Annotated in this window: 17 protein-coding genes; 8 read left to right on the forward strand and 9 right to left on the reverse strand. The window is 65.8% G+C overall.

The window, feature by feature from the left end; translation table 11 throughout:
- Positions 1-32 precede the first annotated feature (32 nt).
- From AAC997_RS11575 to AAC997_RS11600, 6 genes are all read left to right on the forward strand, one after another.
- Positions 33-2,276 carry a PAS domain-containing sensor histidine kinase gene (locus AAC997_RS11575; RefSeq protein ID WP_340645852.1) on the forward strand — a complete coding sequence of 748 codons (2,244 nt, stop codon included), beginning with the start codon at positions 33-35 and terminating at the stop codon, positions 2,274-2,276.
- Positions 2,266-3,657, forward strand: a complete 1,392-nt coding sequence (locus tag AAC997_RS11580; RefSeq protein WP_340645853.1) for a sigma-54 dependent transcriptional regulator — start codon at positions 2,266-2,268, stop codon at positions 3,655-3,657. Before AAC997_RS11575 ends, AAC997_RS11580 begins: the two co-directional genes overlap by 11 nt.
- A complete protein-coding gene (locus tag AAC997_RS11585; protein WP_340645854.1) occupies positions 3,657-4,520 on the forward strand; it encodes a D-amino-acid transaminase in 864 nt (287 codons plus the stop codon). Before AAC997_RS11580 ends, AAC997_RS11585 begins: the two co-directional genes overlap by 1 nt.
- Positions 4,521-4,623: 103 nt before the next feature.
- Positions 4,624-4,872, forward strand: coding sequence for an RNA chaperone Hfq (gene hfq, locus AAC997_RS11590; protein WP_215340521.1), 249 nt, complete (start codon positions 4,624-4,626; stop codon positions 4,870-4,872).
- Complete coding sequence (gene hflX, locus AAC997_RS11595; protein WP_340645855.1) at positions 4,869-6,182, forward strand: GTPase HflX; 1,314 nt, start codon at positions 4,869-4,871, stop codon at positions 6,180-6,182. The genes hfq and hflX overlap by 4 nt, the downstream gene beginning before the upstream one ends.
- Positions 6,183-6,196: 14 nt before the next feature.
- Entirely contained in the window at positions 6,197-6,502 is a 306-nt protein-coding gene (locus tag AAC997_RS11600) for a hypothetical protein (protein ID WP_340645856.1), read from the forward strand.
- Positions 6,503-6,656: 154 nt separating this feature from the next.
- Here the strand turns inward: AAC997_RS11600 and AAC997_RS11605 are convergent, their stop codons facing one another.
- From AAC997_RS11605 to AAC997_RS11645, 9 genes are all read right to left on the reverse strand, one after another.
- The gene (locus tag AAC997_RS11605; protein ID WP_340645857.1) at positions 6,657-7,523 is read right to left on the reverse strand and encodes a hypothetical protein; all 867 of its coding nucleotides are present in this window, start codon (positions 7,521-7,523) and stop codon (positions 6,657-6,659) included.
- The gene (gene mazG / locus AAC997_RS11610; protein ID WP_340645858.1) at positions 7,520-8,323 is read right to left on the reverse strand and encodes a nucleoside triphosphate pyrophosphohydrolase; all 804 of its coding nucleotides are present in this window, start codon (positions 8,321-8,323) and stop codon (positions 7,520-7,522) included. The genes AAC997_RS11605 and mazG overlap by 4 nt, the downstream gene beginning before the upstream one ends.
- Positions 8,324-8,419: 96 nt before the next feature.
- Positions 8,420-8,917, reverse strand: a complete 498-nt coding sequence (locus AAC997_RS11615) for a hypothetical protein (protein ID WP_340645859.1) — start codon at positions 8,915-8,917, stop codon at positions 8,420-8,422.
- A gap of 104 nt (positions 8,918-9,021) precedes the next feature.
- On the reverse strand, positions 9,022-9,384 hold the full coding sequence (locus AAC997_RS11620) for a hypothetical protein (protein ID WP_340645860.1): 363 nt from the start codon (positions 9,382-9,384) through the stop codon (positions 9,022-9,024).
- Between the two features lie 232 nt (positions 9,385-9,616).
- On the reverse strand, positions 9,617-9,826 hold the full coding sequence (locus AAC997_RS11625) for a cold-shock protein (RefSeq protein WP_215340550.1): 210 nt from the start codon (positions 9,824-9,826) through the stop codon (positions 9,617-9,619).
- Between the two features lie 235 nt (positions 9,827-10,061).
- Positions 10,062-11,147 carry a carotenoid 1,2-hydratase gene (locus tag AAC997_RS11630; RefSeq protein ID WP_340645861.1) on the reverse strand — a complete coding sequence of 362 codons (1,086 nt, stop codon included), beginning with the start codon at positions 11,145-11,147 and terminating at the stop codon, positions 10,062-10,064.
- Positions 11,147-13,723 carry an ABC transporter permease gene (locus AAC997_RS11635; protein ID WP_340645862.1) on the reverse strand — a complete coding sequence of 859 codons (2,577 nt, stop codon included), beginning with the start codon at positions 13,721-13,723 and terminating at the stop codon, positions 11,147-11,149. Before AAC997_RS11635 ends, AAC997_RS11630 begins: the two co-directional genes overlap by 1 nt.
- Positions 13,713-14,387 (reverse strand): ABC transporter ATP-binding protein, encoded by a 675-nt coding sequence (locus tag AAC997_RS11640; protein WP_340645863.1) that lies wholly within the window; start codon positions 14,385-14,387, stop codon positions 13,713-13,715. The genes AAC997_RS11635 and AAC997_RS11640 overlap by 11 nt, the downstream gene beginning before the upstream one ends.
- A 64-nt stretch (positions 14,388-14,451) precedes the next feature.
- Positions 14,452-15,105, reverse strand: coding sequence for a glutathione S-transferase family protein (locus AAC997_RS11645; protein ID WP_340645864.1), 654 nt, complete (start codon positions 15,103-15,105; stop codon positions 14,452-14,454).
- Between the two features lie 85 nt (positions 15,106-15,190).
- Here AAC997_RS11645 and AAC997_RS11650 point away from each other — a divergent pair, with 85 nt between their 5' ends.
- On the forward strand, positions 15,191-15,682 hold the full coding sequence (locus tag AAC997_RS11650) for a helix-turn-helix domain-containing protein (protein ID WP_340645865.1): 492 nt from the start codon (positions 15,191-15,193) through the stop codon (positions 15,680-15,682).
- A gap of 172 nt (positions 15,683-15,854) precedes the next feature.
- A complete protein-coding gene (locus AAC997_RS11655) occupies positions 15,855-17,210 on the forward strand; it encodes an NAD(P)-binding domain-containing protein (RefSeq protein WP_340645866.1) in 1,356 nt (451 codons plus the stop codon).
- The last annotated feature ends 38 nt before the right edge of the window (positions 17,211-17,248 follow it).

A 17,248-nucleotide genomic window follows, 5' to 3' on the forward strand; every position in this document is an offset into this window, starting at 1 on the left:
TCAGGCACAGTTCCGCCTAGGGTCGCCGCGTTATGGCGTCCCTGACCCACGACGGCGAGAATCCTCGAGCGCCGGCCGCGCGGCTGTGGCGGGCTATACAGTCACGCTATGTGCTCGGCGGCGGCTACGCCCTGGCCCTGCTGCTCACCGGCGTCGCCATCCTGCTGGCCGCCTCGCCGCCGGAAACCGGCCCCCTCGCGCCGGCCAGTAAGAACATCCTGGTGCTGCTAGGCTTCAACCTCGTGCTGATCCTCGGCCTGGCCGGGATCATGGGCGCGCGGCTGGTGGCCCTGCTGGACGCCCGATCCATGGACGCCGGCGCCCGCCTGCACCTGAGATTCGTGGCGCTGTTCGCGCTGGCCGCCGTCGCCCCGGCTGTCGTCGTGGCGCTATTCTACGGGGTGCTGGTCAACCGAGGCGTGGAGAACTGGTTCTCCGAGCGGGTGCAGACCGTCGTTGAAAATTCCGCGACGGTGGCCCGGTCCTATGTCGAAGACCAGAAGCGCTACATCGGCGACCACGTGACCCTGATGGCCGTGGACCTGAACCGCGCTGCGCCGGCCCTGCAGTCCAGTCCCATCACTTTCAGCCACTTCCTGGCCTATCAAGCTTCATATCACGCCTTTCCGGCCGCCTATCTGATCGATCGCGAGGGTCGGGTGCTGGCGCGCGCCGAGGCGGGAGACGCGCCCGCCTTTGTCACGCCGCCGGAGAGCAGTTTCCAGGCGGCCGACGAAGGCGACATCTCTGTACCGGCCTTTGACTCCGCCGACCTGATGCGGGCGGTGTTCAAACTGGCGGCCTATCCGGACGCCTACCTCTACGTGGCTCGCCCCGTGGAGAAGGGGATCATCAACCACCTTACGGATGCGGACGCCTCGCTGGTTTCCTACCGCGAGGCGGCCCAAAGCCGACAGCGAATCCAGGTTGTATTCGCGCTCTCCTACATGGAAACCGCCCTGTTGGTGTTGGTGGGCGCCGTGTGGTTGGGCATGGCGGCGGCCAATGCGATCTCCGGTCCCGTCGGGCGTCTGGTGCAAGCCGCCGGCCGGGTCGCGGGCGGCGATCTTACGGCGCGCGTGGATGCTGAGAAGGACTCGGATGAGATTGCCGTGTTATCTCGCGCTTTCAATAGCATGACGCATGATCTTCAGGCTCAACAGGCGGCGTTGCAACGCGCTCGTGACGAAGCCGAACAGGACCGACAGTTCATCGAGACTGTGCTTGCGGAGGTTTCGGCCGGGGTTATTGGCCTGGACTCCGAGGGTAGGATCTCCGCCGCCAATAGGCAGGCGACCGAACTGCTTGGCCTGGATGCCTCTCCGGCGCGCGGGCGCCAGTTGGCCGAGGTTGCGCCGGAATTCGTGCCGATCGCCGAGAACGCCCGGATCGCCGGTGAGGCCGAGGAGGAGGTAGACGTCGATCGCAACCGCGAAACCCGCCGCCTGCGGGTCCGCGCCAGCCGCAGCGAAAGCGGTCTGGTGCTGACCTTCGACGATATCACCCGACTGGTTTCGGCCCAGAGGAACGCCGCCTGGCGCGACGTGGCGCGGCGCATCGCTCACGAAATCAAGAACCCCCTGACGCCGATCCAACTCTCGGCCGAACGCCTGCAACGCAAGTTCCGCAAGGGCGTGCCGGCGGAGGATCTCGAGATCTTCGACCGTTGCACCGACACGATCGTGCGTCAGGTCGGTGACATCGGCCGCATGGTGGACGAGTTCTCCGCCTTCGCCCGGATGCCAGCGCCCAAGTTCGCCGAGCAGGACCTTGTGGAACTACTTCGCGCCGGGGTGTTCGCCCAGCGGGTCGCCAGTCCCGATATCGAGATCGAACTGGTGGAGCCGCTGCCGGCGACGGTGCTGATGGCGGATGGTCGCATGCTGGCCCAAGGCCTGACCAACATCTTGAAGAACGCCGCCGAGGCGGTGACCGCCCGTCTAGCCGAAGATCCCGAGCCAAAAGGCAGGATTGTCGCCGAGCTGACCTCAGACCGGTCCGAGGTTTGCATAAGCGTCGAGGACAACGGGGTGGGGTTGCCAGACAAGGACCGCGACCGATTGACCGAGCCCTATGTAACGACCCGGGAGAAGGGGACAGGCCTTGGTCTGGCCATCGTCAAACGGATTCTTGAAGACCACGGCGGCGAACTGATTCTCACAGATGCGACGCGCGGCAAGGGCGCCCGCGTCCTGCTGAAACTACCGACGACGGCGCGGGTGAAGATCCCCGGCGTTACCGACGATCACGGACTAGAGGTGACCAATGGCGGCTGATGTTCTGGTTGTGGATGATGAGGCTGACATCCGCGAACTCGTGGCCGGCATCCTGTCGGATGAGGGTTATGCGGTGCGGACCGCCAACGACTCCGAATCGGCGCTCGCCGCCATCCGGGCCCGCAAACCGGCCCTGCTGGTGCTCGACATCTGGATGCAGGGCGGAGGTATGGACGGCCTGGAGCTGCTGGACATGCTCCGCACGCTGGACGCCGACTTCCCGGTGATCATGATCTCGGGCCACGGCAATATCGAAACCGCCGTCAGCGCCATCAAGCGAGGCGCCTACGAGTTTCTGGAAAAGCCCTTCAAGTCCGACAAGCTGCTGCTCATCGTCGAGCGCGCCCTGGAGGCCACCAGCCTGAAGCGCGAAAATAGGCGGCTGCGCACCCAGGCCCTCATGCCTGACGGCCTGGTGGGAAAGTCGATGGCGACCCAGCAACTTCGGACACTCATTCCCAAATTGGCGGGCGCCAACAGCCGCGTGCTCATCGCCGGGCCGCCCGGAGCCGGCAAGGAGACCGTCGCGCGGATGATCCATTCGGCCAGCGCGCGGGCCAAGGCCGAGTTTGTGGTGATCAGCGCCGCCGGCATGACGCCAGAGCGGATGGATGTCGAACTGTTTGGCGAGGAAGCTGAAACCGGCCGCCCCGCCAAGATCGGCGTCTTTGAACGCGCCCATGGCGGCACGCTCTACCTGGACGAGGTGGCCGACATGCCCTTCGAGACCCAGAGCCGGATTTTGCGGGTGCTGGTGGAGCAGCGTTTCCGACGTGTGGGCGGCGATAGCGATGTGCAGGTGGACGTGCGCGTGGTCTCTTCCACCTCTCGCGACCTGCGGGAGGAAATCGCCGGCGGCCGTTTCCGCGAGGACCTCTTCCACCGGCTGAATGTGGTGCCGGTGACGGTGCCCGGCCTGGCCGAGCATCGAGAGGATATCCCGGAGCTCGTGGACTACTTCATCCAGCGCATCTGCGACGCCACCGGCATGCCGCGCCGGCGACTGGCCGATGACGCGCTGGCCACACTCCAGGTCAAGGCGTGGCCCGGAAATCTGCGCCAGCTCCGCAATAACGTGGAGCGCACGCTGATCCTGGCCTCGGGCGACCCAAGCGAGGCGATCAGCGCCGAGATGTTGCCGGGCGACTCTTCACCGTCGGACCAGGGCTCGTCACTGGGCGCCGACCGGATCATCGCTCTGCCGCTGCGTGAGGCCCGGGAAGTGTTCGAGCGGGAGTATCTGAACGCTCAGATGCTGCGCTTCTCCGGCAATATCTCCCGCACCGCGGCCTTCATCGGCATGGAGCGCTCGGCTCTGCACCGCAAGCTGAAGTCGCTGGGCCTGTCGGGCGCGCGTCCGGTGGAAGAAGAGGACGCCTGATGGGCCGCATCGCCTATGTGAACGGGCGCTTCTCGCGTCATGACCAGGCCGTCGTCCACATCGAAGACCGCGGCTACCAGCTGGCCGACGCGGTGTACGAGGTCTGGTCGCTGTTCGACGGCAAGCTGGCCGACCCGGAGGGGCACTTCGCGCGCCTGGAACGCAGCCTGGGTGAGCTGAAGATCGCCATGCCCATGGGCCGCAGGGCGCTGACCATGGTGCTGAAGGAGACTGTGCGTCAGAACCGCATCCGCGAGGGCCTAGTCTATCTGCAGGTGGGCCGAGGCGTTGCGCCGCGCGATCACGCCTTTCCCCACCCCGACACTCCGCCCAGCATCGTCATCACGGTGAAGCCCATCGATCGCGCCGCCACCGAGGCCAAGGCCGCCAAGGGCGTCTCGGTGATCACCACGCCCGAGAACCGCTGGGGCCGGTGCGACATCAAGACGGTGGGCCTGCTGCCCAACGCCATGGCCAAGCAGGCGGCCAAGGAGCGCGGCGCAGCCGAGGCCTGGTTCGTCGACGAGATGGGTCTGGTTACGGAGGGCTCGTCCTCCAACGCCTGGATCATCGATGCTGACGGCACGGTGCGCACTCGTGCCACCAACGCCAATATCCTGCGCGGCGTCACCCGCTACAGCCTGCTGGATATCCTGAAGGAACAGGGAATGAAGGTGGACGAACGCCCCTTCACTCCGGAGGAGGCCCGGGCCGCCAAGGAGGCCTTCATCACCGGCGCGGGCACGCTTGTCCTGCCCGTGGTGGCGGTGGATGGACAGCCGGTGGGGGATGGAACCGTCGGACCGGTGGCGATGAAGCTGCGAAGCCTCTATATCGAGCGTGCGCGAGCAACTGCGATCTGACACCAACGGCGCGATTGCGCCGGCCATCAAGAGCGGTCTAGCGTCCAACTTGTGTGTGGCGACCGGTTTGCGGACGCCGATCTAGAAAAAAGGGCGAAAAGCCATGTCGAACGAAAAGAAACAAAACCTGCAGGACACGTTCCTGAACAGCGTGCGCAAGTCAAAGACGCCGCTGACGATCTTCCTGGTGAACGGCGTGAAGCTGCAGGGTGTGGTCAGCTGGTTCGACAATTTCTGCGTGCTTCTCCGACGTGATGGCCAGTCGCAACTGGTCTACAAGCACGCCATCTCGACCATCATGCCGGCCCAGCCCGTGCAACTGTACGAGCCGGCGGAAGACGAGGCCGATTGAACTCTAAACTCATAGATCGCGAAGTCCCCCCTCAGGGGGCCGTCGTCATCCACCCCGTCCGTGACGAACGGGGCCAGTCCCGGAGCGCCGAAGGGCGGCTGGAGGAAGCCATTGGGCTTGCTCTAGCCCTGGATCTCGAGATCACCGACGCCTTCATCGCGCCGTTGCGCAAACGCGTGCCTGCGACCCTGTTCGGCAAGGGCAAGGTCGAGGAGATCGGCAAGATCATCGAGGCCGCCGAGGCCGACGTAGCGGTCGTCGACGACCAGCTGACACCGGTGCAGCAGCGCAATCTGGAGAAGACCTGGAAGGTCAAGGTCATCGACCGGACCGGCCTGATCCTGGAGATCTTCGCTCGCCGGGCGCGGACCAAGGAAGGCCGCCTGCAGGTCGAGCTGGCGCGCCTGTCATATGAGAAGTCGCGCCTGGTCCGCACCTGGACCCACCTGGAGCGGCAACGCGGCGGGGCAGGGGTGATGGGCGGTCCTGGGGAAACCCAGATCGAGACCGACCGCCGGCTGATCGCCGACAAGATCGTCAAGCTGAAGAAGGACCTGCTGGAGGTCCGCCGCACGCGCGACCTGCAGCGTGGCGCGCGGCAGCGGCATCCGTACCCGGCCGTCGCCCTGGTGGGCTACACCAACGCCGGCAAGTCGACCCTGTTCAACCGCCTGACCAAGGCCGAGGTGGTGGCCGAGGACATGCTGTTCGCCACCCTGGATCCGACGATCCGCATGCTGGACCTGCCCGATGGGCGTCCGGCGATCCTGTCCGACACCGTGGGCTTCATCTCCGAGCTGCCGCACGAACTGGTGGAGGCCTTCCGCGCCACCCTGGAGGAGGTGAAGGAGGCTGACGTCATCCTGCACGTCCGCGACATCTCCAGCGACGAGACCGACGCCCAGGCCCAGGACGTCCGCACCGTACTGTCACGCCTCGGCGTGGAGATCGAGGAGCGGCGGCTGATCGAGGTCTGGAACAAGCTCGACATGGTCGATCCCGAGGCCCGCGACCGGGTCATCGGCGACGCCCGCCGGGCCAATCCTCCGGCCATCACGGTCTCGGCCGTCACCGGCGAAGGCTGTGATGAGTTGCTGGCCTTGGTGGCCGAGATGGTGGACGAGGCGCCCGCCGTCGAGATCACCGCCACGGCGGCGCAGGGCGCGGCGGTGGCCTGGCTCTATCGCCACGGTCGGGTTCTGGAGCGCGAGACCCAGGACGACGGTGGCACGCGCCTTGCGGTGAAGCTGAGCGCCCAGGCCCTGGGCCAGTTCGAGCAACTTTTCCCGCAGGCCCGCCTGCGGGCCTGACGCCGGAGCGTTCCGTGGACTACGTCCCTATCCAGCCGGGTCCGCGCCATGTGCCTGGCCACTTGATCCTGATGTTCGGCCTGGAGGTGTCGTTGGCTCTGGCCGCCGCCTGGGTGTCACTAATCCGGGCTCCACCGACGGAGATCATGAACCATCGCGAGTTGATCGTGACGGCGGCAGGCAACACCTTGCCGTTCGCTCTCCTGGCCTGTCCGCTATTGGCCTTCGTCGCCTTCGTGCGTCGCGCCGACGGTGCGGTCTGGCCGCTCCTCTGGTCTCCAGCCATCTGGGCTCTGCTGATCCTCGCGGGCGCCCTCTAGCGCCCTTCGCGGCCGGACGATCATTTTTCTACAGAATTGACCCTACCTGCGGTGAACGAAATAGTCTGGCCGTTCCGGGGCTTAGCCTCGGACGTACTCCGCGATCCACGGCATCACTCGCTCCAGAGTGGTCCGCGATGCTGGCCCGGGGGGGTTAGTCTCGCGCTGCGGGCCGGCTCGCCATGTATTGCGCGATGCCGGTCCGCAAACCGAGGAAGATCGCGGCGGTGTGCAGTTCCAACACTTCCGACAGCCGCGGAGAAAACACCACGGCGCACCCGTCATCCTCAAGCGTCAGCAGGCCCGCTACCCCTGCGTCGGCGAGCAGCTTGTTGATGTGCGCCCGGGAGACGCCGTAGTCTCGAGCCAGGCCGTAGCGCGACAGCGGCGCCCGTTCCAGCGGCTGTGCTCTGCCCGCCGGCTGGGTCAACATCAGGTCCATCAGGATCAACATTCCGCAGTCCCGTTCTAAGAACAGGCCCAGGCCGTCAGCATAGATCTGGCGTGCCAATTCGGAATTGTCTCCGTTCGCCCCGGCTAGGGTAAGGCACAGGGGAAGGAACTCGTCGGTCTCGATCAGTTCCAGGACCGGCGCCACAGTGGGATCGAACAGTCGCATCGCCTCGAGCATCGCACGGAAACGCGCCCGATAGTGCCCGATCAGAATTGGACCGAGGATCAGGCCGTGAGTCGTCCAGCGGCCATCGCCCGGTTCCGCGCTGACCAGGCCATAGCGCAGCAGGTGTTCGACATACTTCAGCGCCCGGCCCGCGCTCCCGATGCCGCGGGCCTTGGACATTTGGCTGAGATTTTGAGCCGTGAGCGTACCGCTGCCCGCCAGGAGCAAGGCGATCAGCCCCATGTTGAATCGCCCCCGATCTCCCAGCAGCCATCGGTGCCCTTCCGGCAAGGCGTGGTAGGCGTCCCGCGCCAGCTTGGCCTCAAGGTCGATGGCTGCGTGGAACCGCGGATTGGCCCGGGCTTGGGCAAGGCCGTCCCAGGTTGCGGGATCGGTGCTCACCCGCGGGCTTTCTCGGCCGCCTTGGCGGAGTCCCAAAGGGCGTCCATTTCGGCCAGATTCGACTGTTCCGGTGTCTTGCCGCGGGCCTTCAACTCGGTCTCGATATGGCGGAACCGCCGCGTGAACTTGGCGTTGGTGGCGCGCAGGGCGTCCTCCGGGTCGATGTCCAGGGCGCGCGCGATATTGGCCACGACGAACAGTACGTCACCCAGTTCGGCACGCGCCTTGGCGCGGTCATTGGCGGCGATCTCGACCTTCAGCTCGGCGACCTCCTCGTCGAGCTTGGCCACCACCTCACCTATTGTTGGCCAGACGAAGCCCACGGTGGCCGCTCGACGCGACAACTTCACGGCGCGGGTGAGAGCCGGAAAGCTCGCAGGCACGTCATCAAGGAGGCTGTCACTGAGGCCTTTTCCGGCGCGTTCCTGGGCCTTGATGACTTCCCAGGCCTGGGTCTGTTCGGCCGCTGTGCGCTGGGCCTCAGCGCCGAAGACGTGGGGGTGGCGCCGGATCATCTTCTCCGAGATCGCGAGGACCACGTCGTCGAAGCCGAAAACGCCTTGCTCCTGCGCCATGCGTGAATGGAAAACCACCTGGAACAGCAGGTCTCCAAGTTCGTCCCGCAGATCGGTCAGGTTCTTGCGTTCGATGGCGTCGGCCACCTCATAGGCTTCCTCCACCGTGTAGGGCGCTATGGTCGCGAAGGTCTGCTCGAGGTCCCACTCGCAGCCGCCGGCGGGATCGCGCAGCCGAGCCATGATGGCCAGGAGCCGATCTATCGGGCGTTCGGCCGGAACCATCTGTGGAAAATCCTGGTGTGAAAGCGAGACGGCCGACTCCGGCGCGCACTGATCTGACCGCGCGGCCCCAGGCCAGGCAAGCCCGATTCCGTCGGTTCAGCGTGCAGCGTACGACTCGCCGCGACCGTAGCGGTAGGCGAAGCGGTCGAAGGCATAGTTGGCGTCAGACCAGGTGGACTTGGTCCAGGCCTCGCGGATGTCGCTCCCGTACCATCGAAAATGGATGGGCGTGACCTCGCCGTTCACCGAGACCGCCTGGCCGTCGATGGTGGCCCCGCCAATCCCGAAGCTCTCATGGGACAGGCTTGGTTGGTTTCCGAGCTGCCGGAAGGTGGGCCGATTGGGCCGCACATCAGTGAGCACCAGCTCCAATCGGCCACCGGCCAGGACCCCGGTGCGCTCCAGCTCTCGAGTGACGTCCCGCCGCAGTTCGGCAGCTAGCCGGTCCACGTCCTTCAAGCCCAGCTCGTCGGCGGCCTTCTTCTGGAGCTCCGGAGAGATCGTGACCTCGACGCTGCCTACAGTGGAAAGCGGCGCAGCCGTGGCCGTGCCCGCGGCCAGGATGGCGAGGGAGGTCAGGACAAGATGGCGCATGAGACGGCTCCGGCGGGATGAAGCGATGTCAGGCGGATATGGGGTTCAGCCGCCAGGGCGCCATGGAGGCGCCCAAGCGTGGCCTTACTGTGGCGACGCTCGCCTTAAGCGGCGGTGGCTTCGGCTGCGACCTTGGGCTTGGCCTTGGCGCGGGTCTTCTTGACCTTCACCGGCGGCGCGACCGGCTCGGGATCGGGCTGCGGGTCGAGATCCAGCAGGCTGAGGGGGATGTTGCCCACCTTCACGCGGACGCCGACGAAACGCATTTCGCCGTCGACGAAACTGACCTCATCAAGGCCGACTTCCGGGCTGCGCTTGATCAGCGATTCGTCACGGAAGGTCAGGCGAAGCAGCATGGTGTCGCGTGACACGCCATCGGCCTCGGCCTTGGTCACCGCAGCGCGAAGGTCTTCAATGGTCGGACCGCGGGTGCTGGTGGCTGCAACCTTGTAGGACTTGATCATCATTCGCCTTTCTTCCCCGAGGGATCCCAACCATGGGACGCGTCGGGCAGGTCGGCGGGGTGGGCGGCGCGCCGACAGGGCTCTTAGGAGCGGCCTGAACCATAGCACAAACCCGGCCCGCCGGGGGTCTTTCATGGGGCTGTCTCAAAACAGACAGACAAAACGAAAACGGGCCGGCGCAAGGCCGGCCCGTCTGGACGTTCAGGACTCCGCGCTTGCGGACGTCCGGTTCGTCTTAAGCCGCAGTCAGTTGGCCAGCCGACATCTTGCCGCTTCGCTGATCGCGTTCGAGTTCGTAGTTGAGCTTTTGACCTTCGTGGATCGAGCCCAGGGTCGAACGTTCAACAGCCGAAATGTGGACGAACACGTCGCCGCCGCCATTTTCAGGCTCGATGAAACCGAAGCCCTTGGTCGCGTTGAACCACTTAACAGTACCGGTAGCCATAGTCGTTTAGTCCTAGCAATAGTGTATTCGGCTGACAAAGCGCCGCCGCAGAATCAAAATTCATGATGGTAGGGAGGGTAACTTCGGGGCCTCACCGGGGTGAGCCGAAATCGCATGCCGCGCCAAGTCGAAATTCGATGCGGGATGTTTCTCACGAATATCGCCCAAGGGCAAGGCGTTGTTGGCTTGTGGTTAATGTTCAGGCGTCGAAATTCTGCCGAGCGGGGCCGCTATTTTACATCTTCAGCGGCGAGACGTAGCCCGTCAGTTCCAAATAGCCATGCCCACCAGGAGCGCGAACCGCGCCCTCCCAATAGACCGGGCCGCCCGTGCGCCGGCTGTCGAGTTCCTGGTCGTCGAACAGCGGGGACAGGCGCCAGCGCCGCGCGCCGGTCGGGGTTCTGACCACCAGTTCGCGCTGAACCGGATAGCGGCCGCCGGTCCGAGGCGAGCGCCAGATGCGCTCGGTCGTGAACCCCACGTCGTTCGGTCCGAGGCGTGAAGTCACACCATCGGGGGAACGCAACGAGCCCCCCGACCAGAGGGGTTTCCCAGCTGCGTCCCGCACCTGGAACGCTGTGAGCGCTCCACCGTCGTCCAGGTTCAACCCCACCCAATCCCAACCCACGGCTTTTGGGTCCAGCAGGGTGGAAGACCATTCGTGGTCCAGCCAGGCTTGGCCGGTCACCTTCATCTGCTTGCGCCCTTGAAGCACGGAGCCCGACACCCTGAGGTGGGGGATGCTGTAGTAATGGCTGGCCTGAGCGGGCAGGGGACCTTTGCGGCTGAACCCCCGCTCGCCCTGCAGCAAGACCGGTTGACTGGGGGTGAAGGCGAGATCGAGGGTGAAGTCGGCGCCCACCGCCTTGGCGACGAACCGCCCGTCGGAACGGCGTTTTAGGCGCCAGCCGTCAATCATGATGTCTGCGTCGGTGGTAGAGGCTTCCGCCAGTCCCAGGCCCTGGCGGGCCATTCGACCGTCATGGAGGAGCTCGCCAACCTTGGGGTCTGAAAGCCCGGCGTGGGCGAACAGAATCTGCTTGGGGGCGAAGGCGCTGGGATTGCGCTGGTCTACCGAAAGGCGACTGCGGAAAAAGGTGACCTGAAAGCCGAGATCGCGGCCATCCTCGGTCTTCAACCATCCCGTGACATACCACCACTCGGTTCGATAGTCGGGGTGGGCGCCGTGGTCGGCGGGAAAGCTCAAGGCCTGTCCGGCGCGGACCTCCGGGAAGACCGGCAGCACTGGCTTGTCCGGAGCACCAGCCGTGAGCATCCAGGCGATCAGCCCCAGACCTGCGAGTTTGAAGGCGCGGGGCATCACCAATCCTCTCGCACGGCCCGAACCGCATCGGCCGAAAGCGCTCTACGTCCGGCCAGCACCGCTGTCCCCGCGCCGGCCGCCACCAGGGCTATGGCAAGGCTAGCGAACAGCGGCAGCGGCAGCCGGGTCTCCATGGTCCAGTGGAAGGATTGGGGGTTCACGACGTGGATCAGCACCTGGCTCATGGCCAGCCCCAGGGCCAGGCCCGAGACCACCCCGACAGCGCCCAGCAAGGCGCCCTCGGTGGCGAGCATCAGGATGATCTGGCGACGCAGGACCCCCACATGACGCAGCATCCCGAACTCCTTGGTCCGCGCCAGGGTCTGGGCCGAGAACGTCGCAGCCACACCCGCAAGGCCGACCACGATGGCGATGGCTTCGAGGGCGTAGGTCAGGGCGAAGCTGGAGTCGAACAATCTCAGCGCGATGGCGCGCATCTGCCGAGTCTCGAAGAACTGCACCTGCGCCGCCATTTCCGGAGGTAGGGCGGCCCGGATAGCCTGAGCGGCGCTGACGGAGGTCGTCCCGGGCTTCAAATCCAGGGAGGCCTCGGTGCGGCGATCATCACCGGTGAGCCGGGTATAGTCGGCCTGATCTATGGCGATGGCGCCAGACTGACGAGCATAGTCGCGCCAGATGCCGGCCACGAAGACCTGGGGATTACCACCCCCCATGGGCAGGACCATCTGCTCGCCGACCTTGTGGCCGTATAGCCGTGCGGCGGGCTCGGAGAGCCAGACCGGCGTCACGCCCTCTGGGGCCTCCGCGCTACGTCCGATCATCGGCAGACTGGCCATGGGTTTCGCCTTGTCCACGGGACGGACCAGCAGGATCAACGGAGGCATATCGGAGGCGAGCCGTAGGGGCAGCGTTCTCTGAAACAGGATATCGCCCACGCCGGGCGCGCGGGCGATTCGCGCCCTGGCTTCCGCGTCGAAACCGCCGCTCTCCACCCGAAACAGCAGGTCTGACGGCAGGATTTCAGTCAGCCAGTCGTCCACCGAGCCCCGCAGGCTCGCCACCATCACCGCCATGGCCACCATCAGACTGGTGCTGGCGACGATCCCGCAGAGCGCCACCGCCGCCTGGTCCGGCGCACCCCACAACCGCTTGACGGCCAGGTCGATGGAGACGTTTCGGCGGCCCACCCGCTGCAACGGTGTTATCAGCACGCGGGCCAGCCAGGGCATCGCCGCCACGCCGCCGGCCAGCATCAGGCCAATGGACAGATAGCCGAACAGCGGCAGTCCCCGGACCGCCGGAAGAATGGCCGCTCCGCCGCCGGCCGCCAGTAGGGCGAGCCCCAACCACGCCGCGGGCTTGGCGTTCGGGTCGTTCTTGTCGCCGAGGTCCTTGAGCGCGATGCCGGGCTGGGCGCGCGCGGCTTCCAGCGCCGGCAGCAGGCTGCCCAGAAGGGCCGCCACCAGGCCCAAGGCGAAGAACACCAGGACGGGCAGGGGCGTGACCACAAGGTCCGGGGTTGTCCCTCTGAAATAGCCGCCGCCGAGATCCCCGCCGAGAAACTGAAGGGTTCCGACCGCGACGCCGAGGCCAAGCGCCAGGCCCAACGCGGCCCCCACCCCACCCACCAGAGCGCCCTCGACAAAGACCTGGGCCAGCAGTCCGCGCCGCTCCAGGCCCAAGACCCTCAGCAGGGCGAACTGCGGCCGCCGGCGCGCCACCGACAGCGACTGAGCCGAATAGACCAGGAAACCGCCCGTCAGCAGGGCCATCAGGGCCAGCATCTCCAGGTTCGCCCGATAGGCCCTGGTGAGGTTATCGCCGCGCCTAGCTTCAGACTGGGCGGTGACGATCTGGGCGTCGGCCGGCAACCGGTCGCGCAGGCTGGCCTCGACGGTGGCCGGATTTGCGCCGGGCGAGAACTTCAGGTCAACGCGCTGTAGGCGTCCCAGGCTGCCGAACAGCCACTGGGCTGTGGCGATATCCAGGACCGCGATCTGCTGCTCCGACGCCGCGCCGGACAGGACCCCGGCCACCACGAAATCCACACTGCGGCCGGCGGCCGTGATGGTTACGGCCTCGCCCACCTTGCGCCCGCTTGCCGCGAGCGCCGCCTGCGACAGCATGATGGCGCGGGGATCGAACAGGCTCTCGGGCACGAAACCGCCCGCGCCCTCTATGGGGGGCGAGGCGCCCTGGCTCAACAGGGTCGGGGTGACCGACGCAGCGCGTAACGGGTCGATCCCCAACAGGGTGAGGCCGCCACCTTCCAGCGAACGCGACGGTCCCGTCCCAAATCGCGCCGACAGTTCCACCACAGGGCTGGCCGCTACGATCCCCGGCGCCCGCGCCAAGGCCGGATAGAGCGTCTCGTCGAACCCTAGCGGCGTCGTGGCATGGACCTGCAGATCGGCGTCGGCGTTCACCGTTCGCACCGCCTGGGCCAGTTCATTCTGGGCCGAGCCGTTGATGATGTGGACCGCGAAACCCAGAGCCACACCGATGGCGATGGCCAGCGCCGCCGTGATCACCCGGCCTGGGTGGGCCCGCCACTCGCCGACCATCATCCAGGTGAGCGCGGTACGGCTCAGGGGCCGCCGCTCAGCCGGCATGGACCAGGCCTGCTGCGGTTAGGTTCAGAATGCGGTCGGCCACAGCGGCGGCGCGCTCGGAGTGAGTCACCAGGATCGCCGCCGCGCCCGACCCACGCACCTCAGCGACGAACAGATCCAAAATCCGCGCGGCGGTCTCCGGATCGAGGTTGCCCGTCGGCTCGTCGGCCAGGACCAGGGCAGGGCGGTGGACCAGGGCGCGAGCCAGCGCCACTCTTTGCAGTTCCCCACCTGAAAGCTGCGAGGGCCGATCTCCGGCCCGGTTCGGCAGGCCGATGGACGCCAGGATCGCGGTGGCCCGCGCGGTCGCCGCCGCGCCATCAATGTTCTGCAACACCAAGGGCAGGGCGACGTTCTGGGCCAGGGTCAGGTGGGGCAGGATGTGGAAGGCCTGGAAGACGAAGCCGATCCGGTCTCGGCGCATCCGGGTGCGTCCGTCGTCGTCGAGGCTCTCCAGTCGCACGCCGTCAATGGCCACGCCGCCGCTGTCGGCCTGGTCCAGCCCGGCGATCAGATTGAGCAGGGTGGACTTGCCAACCCCGGACTCGCCCATGATGGCGACGATCTCGCCCGGCGCGACGTCGAGGTTGAGCCCCTCGAACAACACACGGCCTCCCGGAACGGATTTGCGCAGGGTGGCGAGGGACAGCACCGGAGGACTCATGGCGCCAACCTATCCCAATCGGTCCCAGACCGATCCTGCCGTGTTGATGCGTGACGCGCCCGCCTCAATCGCGGTCGGGAGCGCCCAGCGGGAAGTAGGACCGATAGGGCCGCGCCTCCTCCACAGCGCGCGCGAAGGACGGGCGCGCCAGCAGCCGCGACCGATAGGCTCGGAGCACCGGGAAATGCGGGCCGATCTGGTGAACCCAATCGGCGTAGAATAGGGAAGGCGCTGCGGCGCAGTCGGCCATGGTGAAGCTGTCTCCTGTCGCCCAGGCGCGTCCTTCCAGACGCTTTTCCAGCCAACCATAGGCCGTCTCAAGCTCCTGGCTGGCCTCCGCCATCGCTTCCTGCTTCCGCGAGCCGTCGGCTCGCAACGACTCAAACACCGGCTTCTGCATCGACGTCATGATGTAGTGGTCGAAAAAGCGGTCCATGAAGCGGACCTCCAGGGCCGCATCTCGGTCCTCGGGCAGCCATCGGGTGGGTCCGGGATGATGCAGGTCGAGGTGCTCGATGATGATACTGGATTCAGCCACCGTCCGGCCGTCGTCCACCAGCACCGGAAAGCGGCCCAACGGCCAAAGCGCCGCGCGTTCATCACCCGCGCCGGCGTCTTCCAGGTGCCGATAGGTGAAGGGGATATCGTTCTCCCAAAGCGCGATCAGCACCTTCTGGCAGTAGGATGAGAACGGGTGGGAATAGAGCGTCAACGACATCGGGGGCGCCTCCGGCCTGCGGTGGATCACGAGCCATTGCGGATTAGATCGACTGATCCTATTTTGCAAGCAGTAGGAGCCGCCATTGACGGACACACATCGCTCGGGCTGCCCGATCAACCTGACCCTCGAGGTTCTGGGAGATCGCTGGAGCCTGATCGTCATCCGCGACGTCATCTTCGGCGACCGGCGCCGTTATCGCGAACTCCTGACCCGGTCGGAGGAGGGCATCGCCTCCAACGTCCTGGCCGACCGGCTCAAGCGGCTGGTGGCGGCTGGCCTGCTGACCCGGGCCGATGACCCGCGGCATCGCCAGAGCGTGATCTACAGCCTGACCGAGCCCGCGATCCAGCTCGTGCCGCTGCTCGCCCAGATGGGCGCCTGGGGCCGACGGCATGCGCCGGCGTCCGAGGAACTGTCGATCCGCGCCCAGCTTCTCGAGGAAGGCGGCCATGCGATGTGGGACGAGCTGATGGCCGAGCTTCGCGCACGCCACCTGAACGCTTCGGCCAGCAGCTCAGCCGTCCTGGAACGACTGCAGGCCGCCTATGAAGAGATCTGCGCATCGAAGAGGTAGGGAAGCCCGTCGGCTGGAGCCAATTTCGCGATACTCTTTCTTCGCCTAAGGAATATTATCAGAAATTATGCCCTGGCGCTGGGGAATGCCGTCGGGTGACCTTTGACGCTAACTCGTGGCTCTGGCTAGGCTCACGCAACAGCGATCCTCCAGGAGCTACGCCAGGAGCCCGTTGCCAAGGGCCTGCATCATCGGCGCTGGCTGTTCCGGTTTCACGACGGCGAAACGCCTCAAGGATTTCGGGATCGAGTACGACTGCTTCGAGATGTCCGATGACGTCGGCGGCAACTGGTACTTCAAGAATCCCAACGGCCTGTCGGCCTGCTACGAGAGCCTGCACATCGACACCTCGAAATGGCGCCTGGCTTTCGAGGACTTCCCGGTCCCGGCCGACTGGCCCGACTTCCCGCATCACGCCCAGCTCCTGCAGTACTTCAAGGACTACGTCGATCACTTCGGCCTGCGCGAGACCATCACCTTCAACACAGGTGTGAAATTGGCGCGCCGCACCCCCGGCGGCCTGTGGGATGTGACTCTTTCCACTGGCGAAACAAGAACCTACGACGTGCTGTTCGTCTGCAACGGTCACCACTGGAGTCCGCGCATACCGGAATATCCGGGCACGTTCGACGGCGCGGCCTTGCACAGCCACGCCTATTCCGACCCCTTCGACCCCGTCGACATGCGCGGCAAGAATGTCGTCGTGGTCGGCATGGGCAATTCGGCGATGGATATCGCCTCGGAACTCGCCCAGCGGCCCATCGCCAAGACTCTCTGGGTCTCCGCCCGCCGGGGCGTTTGGGTGCTGCCCAAGTACGTCAACGGCAAGCCCTCGGACAAATCGGCCATGCCCGCCTGGATGCCGCGCAAGCTCGGCCTCTCTATGGCCCGCAAGATGATCAAGAAAACCATTGGAAACATGGAGGATTATGGTCTTCCGAAGCCAGACCACGAACCTCTGGAGGCCCACCCCTCGGTGAGCGGCGAGTTCCTGACCCGCGCCGGCTGTGGCGACATCAAGTTCAAGCCGGCTATCAAGGCTCTGGAGGGCAGGCGCGTGCGCTTCGCCGACGACACCGTGGAGGATGTCGACGCCATTGTCTTCGCAACCGGCTACGACATGCGCTTCCCGTTCTTCGACGATGCCGATCTGGTCCCCGACGCAGATCACCGCCTGCCGCTGTTCAAGCGGATGATGAAGCCCGGTGTGCCGAACCTGTTCTACATGGCGCTGGCGCAGCCCCTGCCGACGCTGGTGAATTTCGCCGAACAACAGAGCAAGCTAGCCGCGGCCTATCTGGCCGGCCGATACATGCCGCCGCCGCCCGCCGAGATGGAGCGGCTCATCATCAAGGATGAGGAAACCCATCTGGGCCAATACTACCAAGCTAAACGCCACACCATTCAGGTGGACTTCGGCATCTATGTGGAAGACCTGCGTCGCGAAATCGCGCGTGGCGAAAAGCGCGCCAAGGCGGCAGGCAATCCCCTGCCCGTTCCCGGCCGCGCCAAGGCTGCGGTTGCCTGATCCCGGTTCGCCCGCGCACTATACCCGAAACGGGCATA

The sequence above is a fragment of the Phenylobacterium sp. genome, assembly GCF_037968635.1.
Taxonomy (GTDB): domain Bacteria; phylum Pseudomonadota; class Alphaproteobacteria; order Caulobacterales; family Caulobacteraceae; genus Phenylobacterium.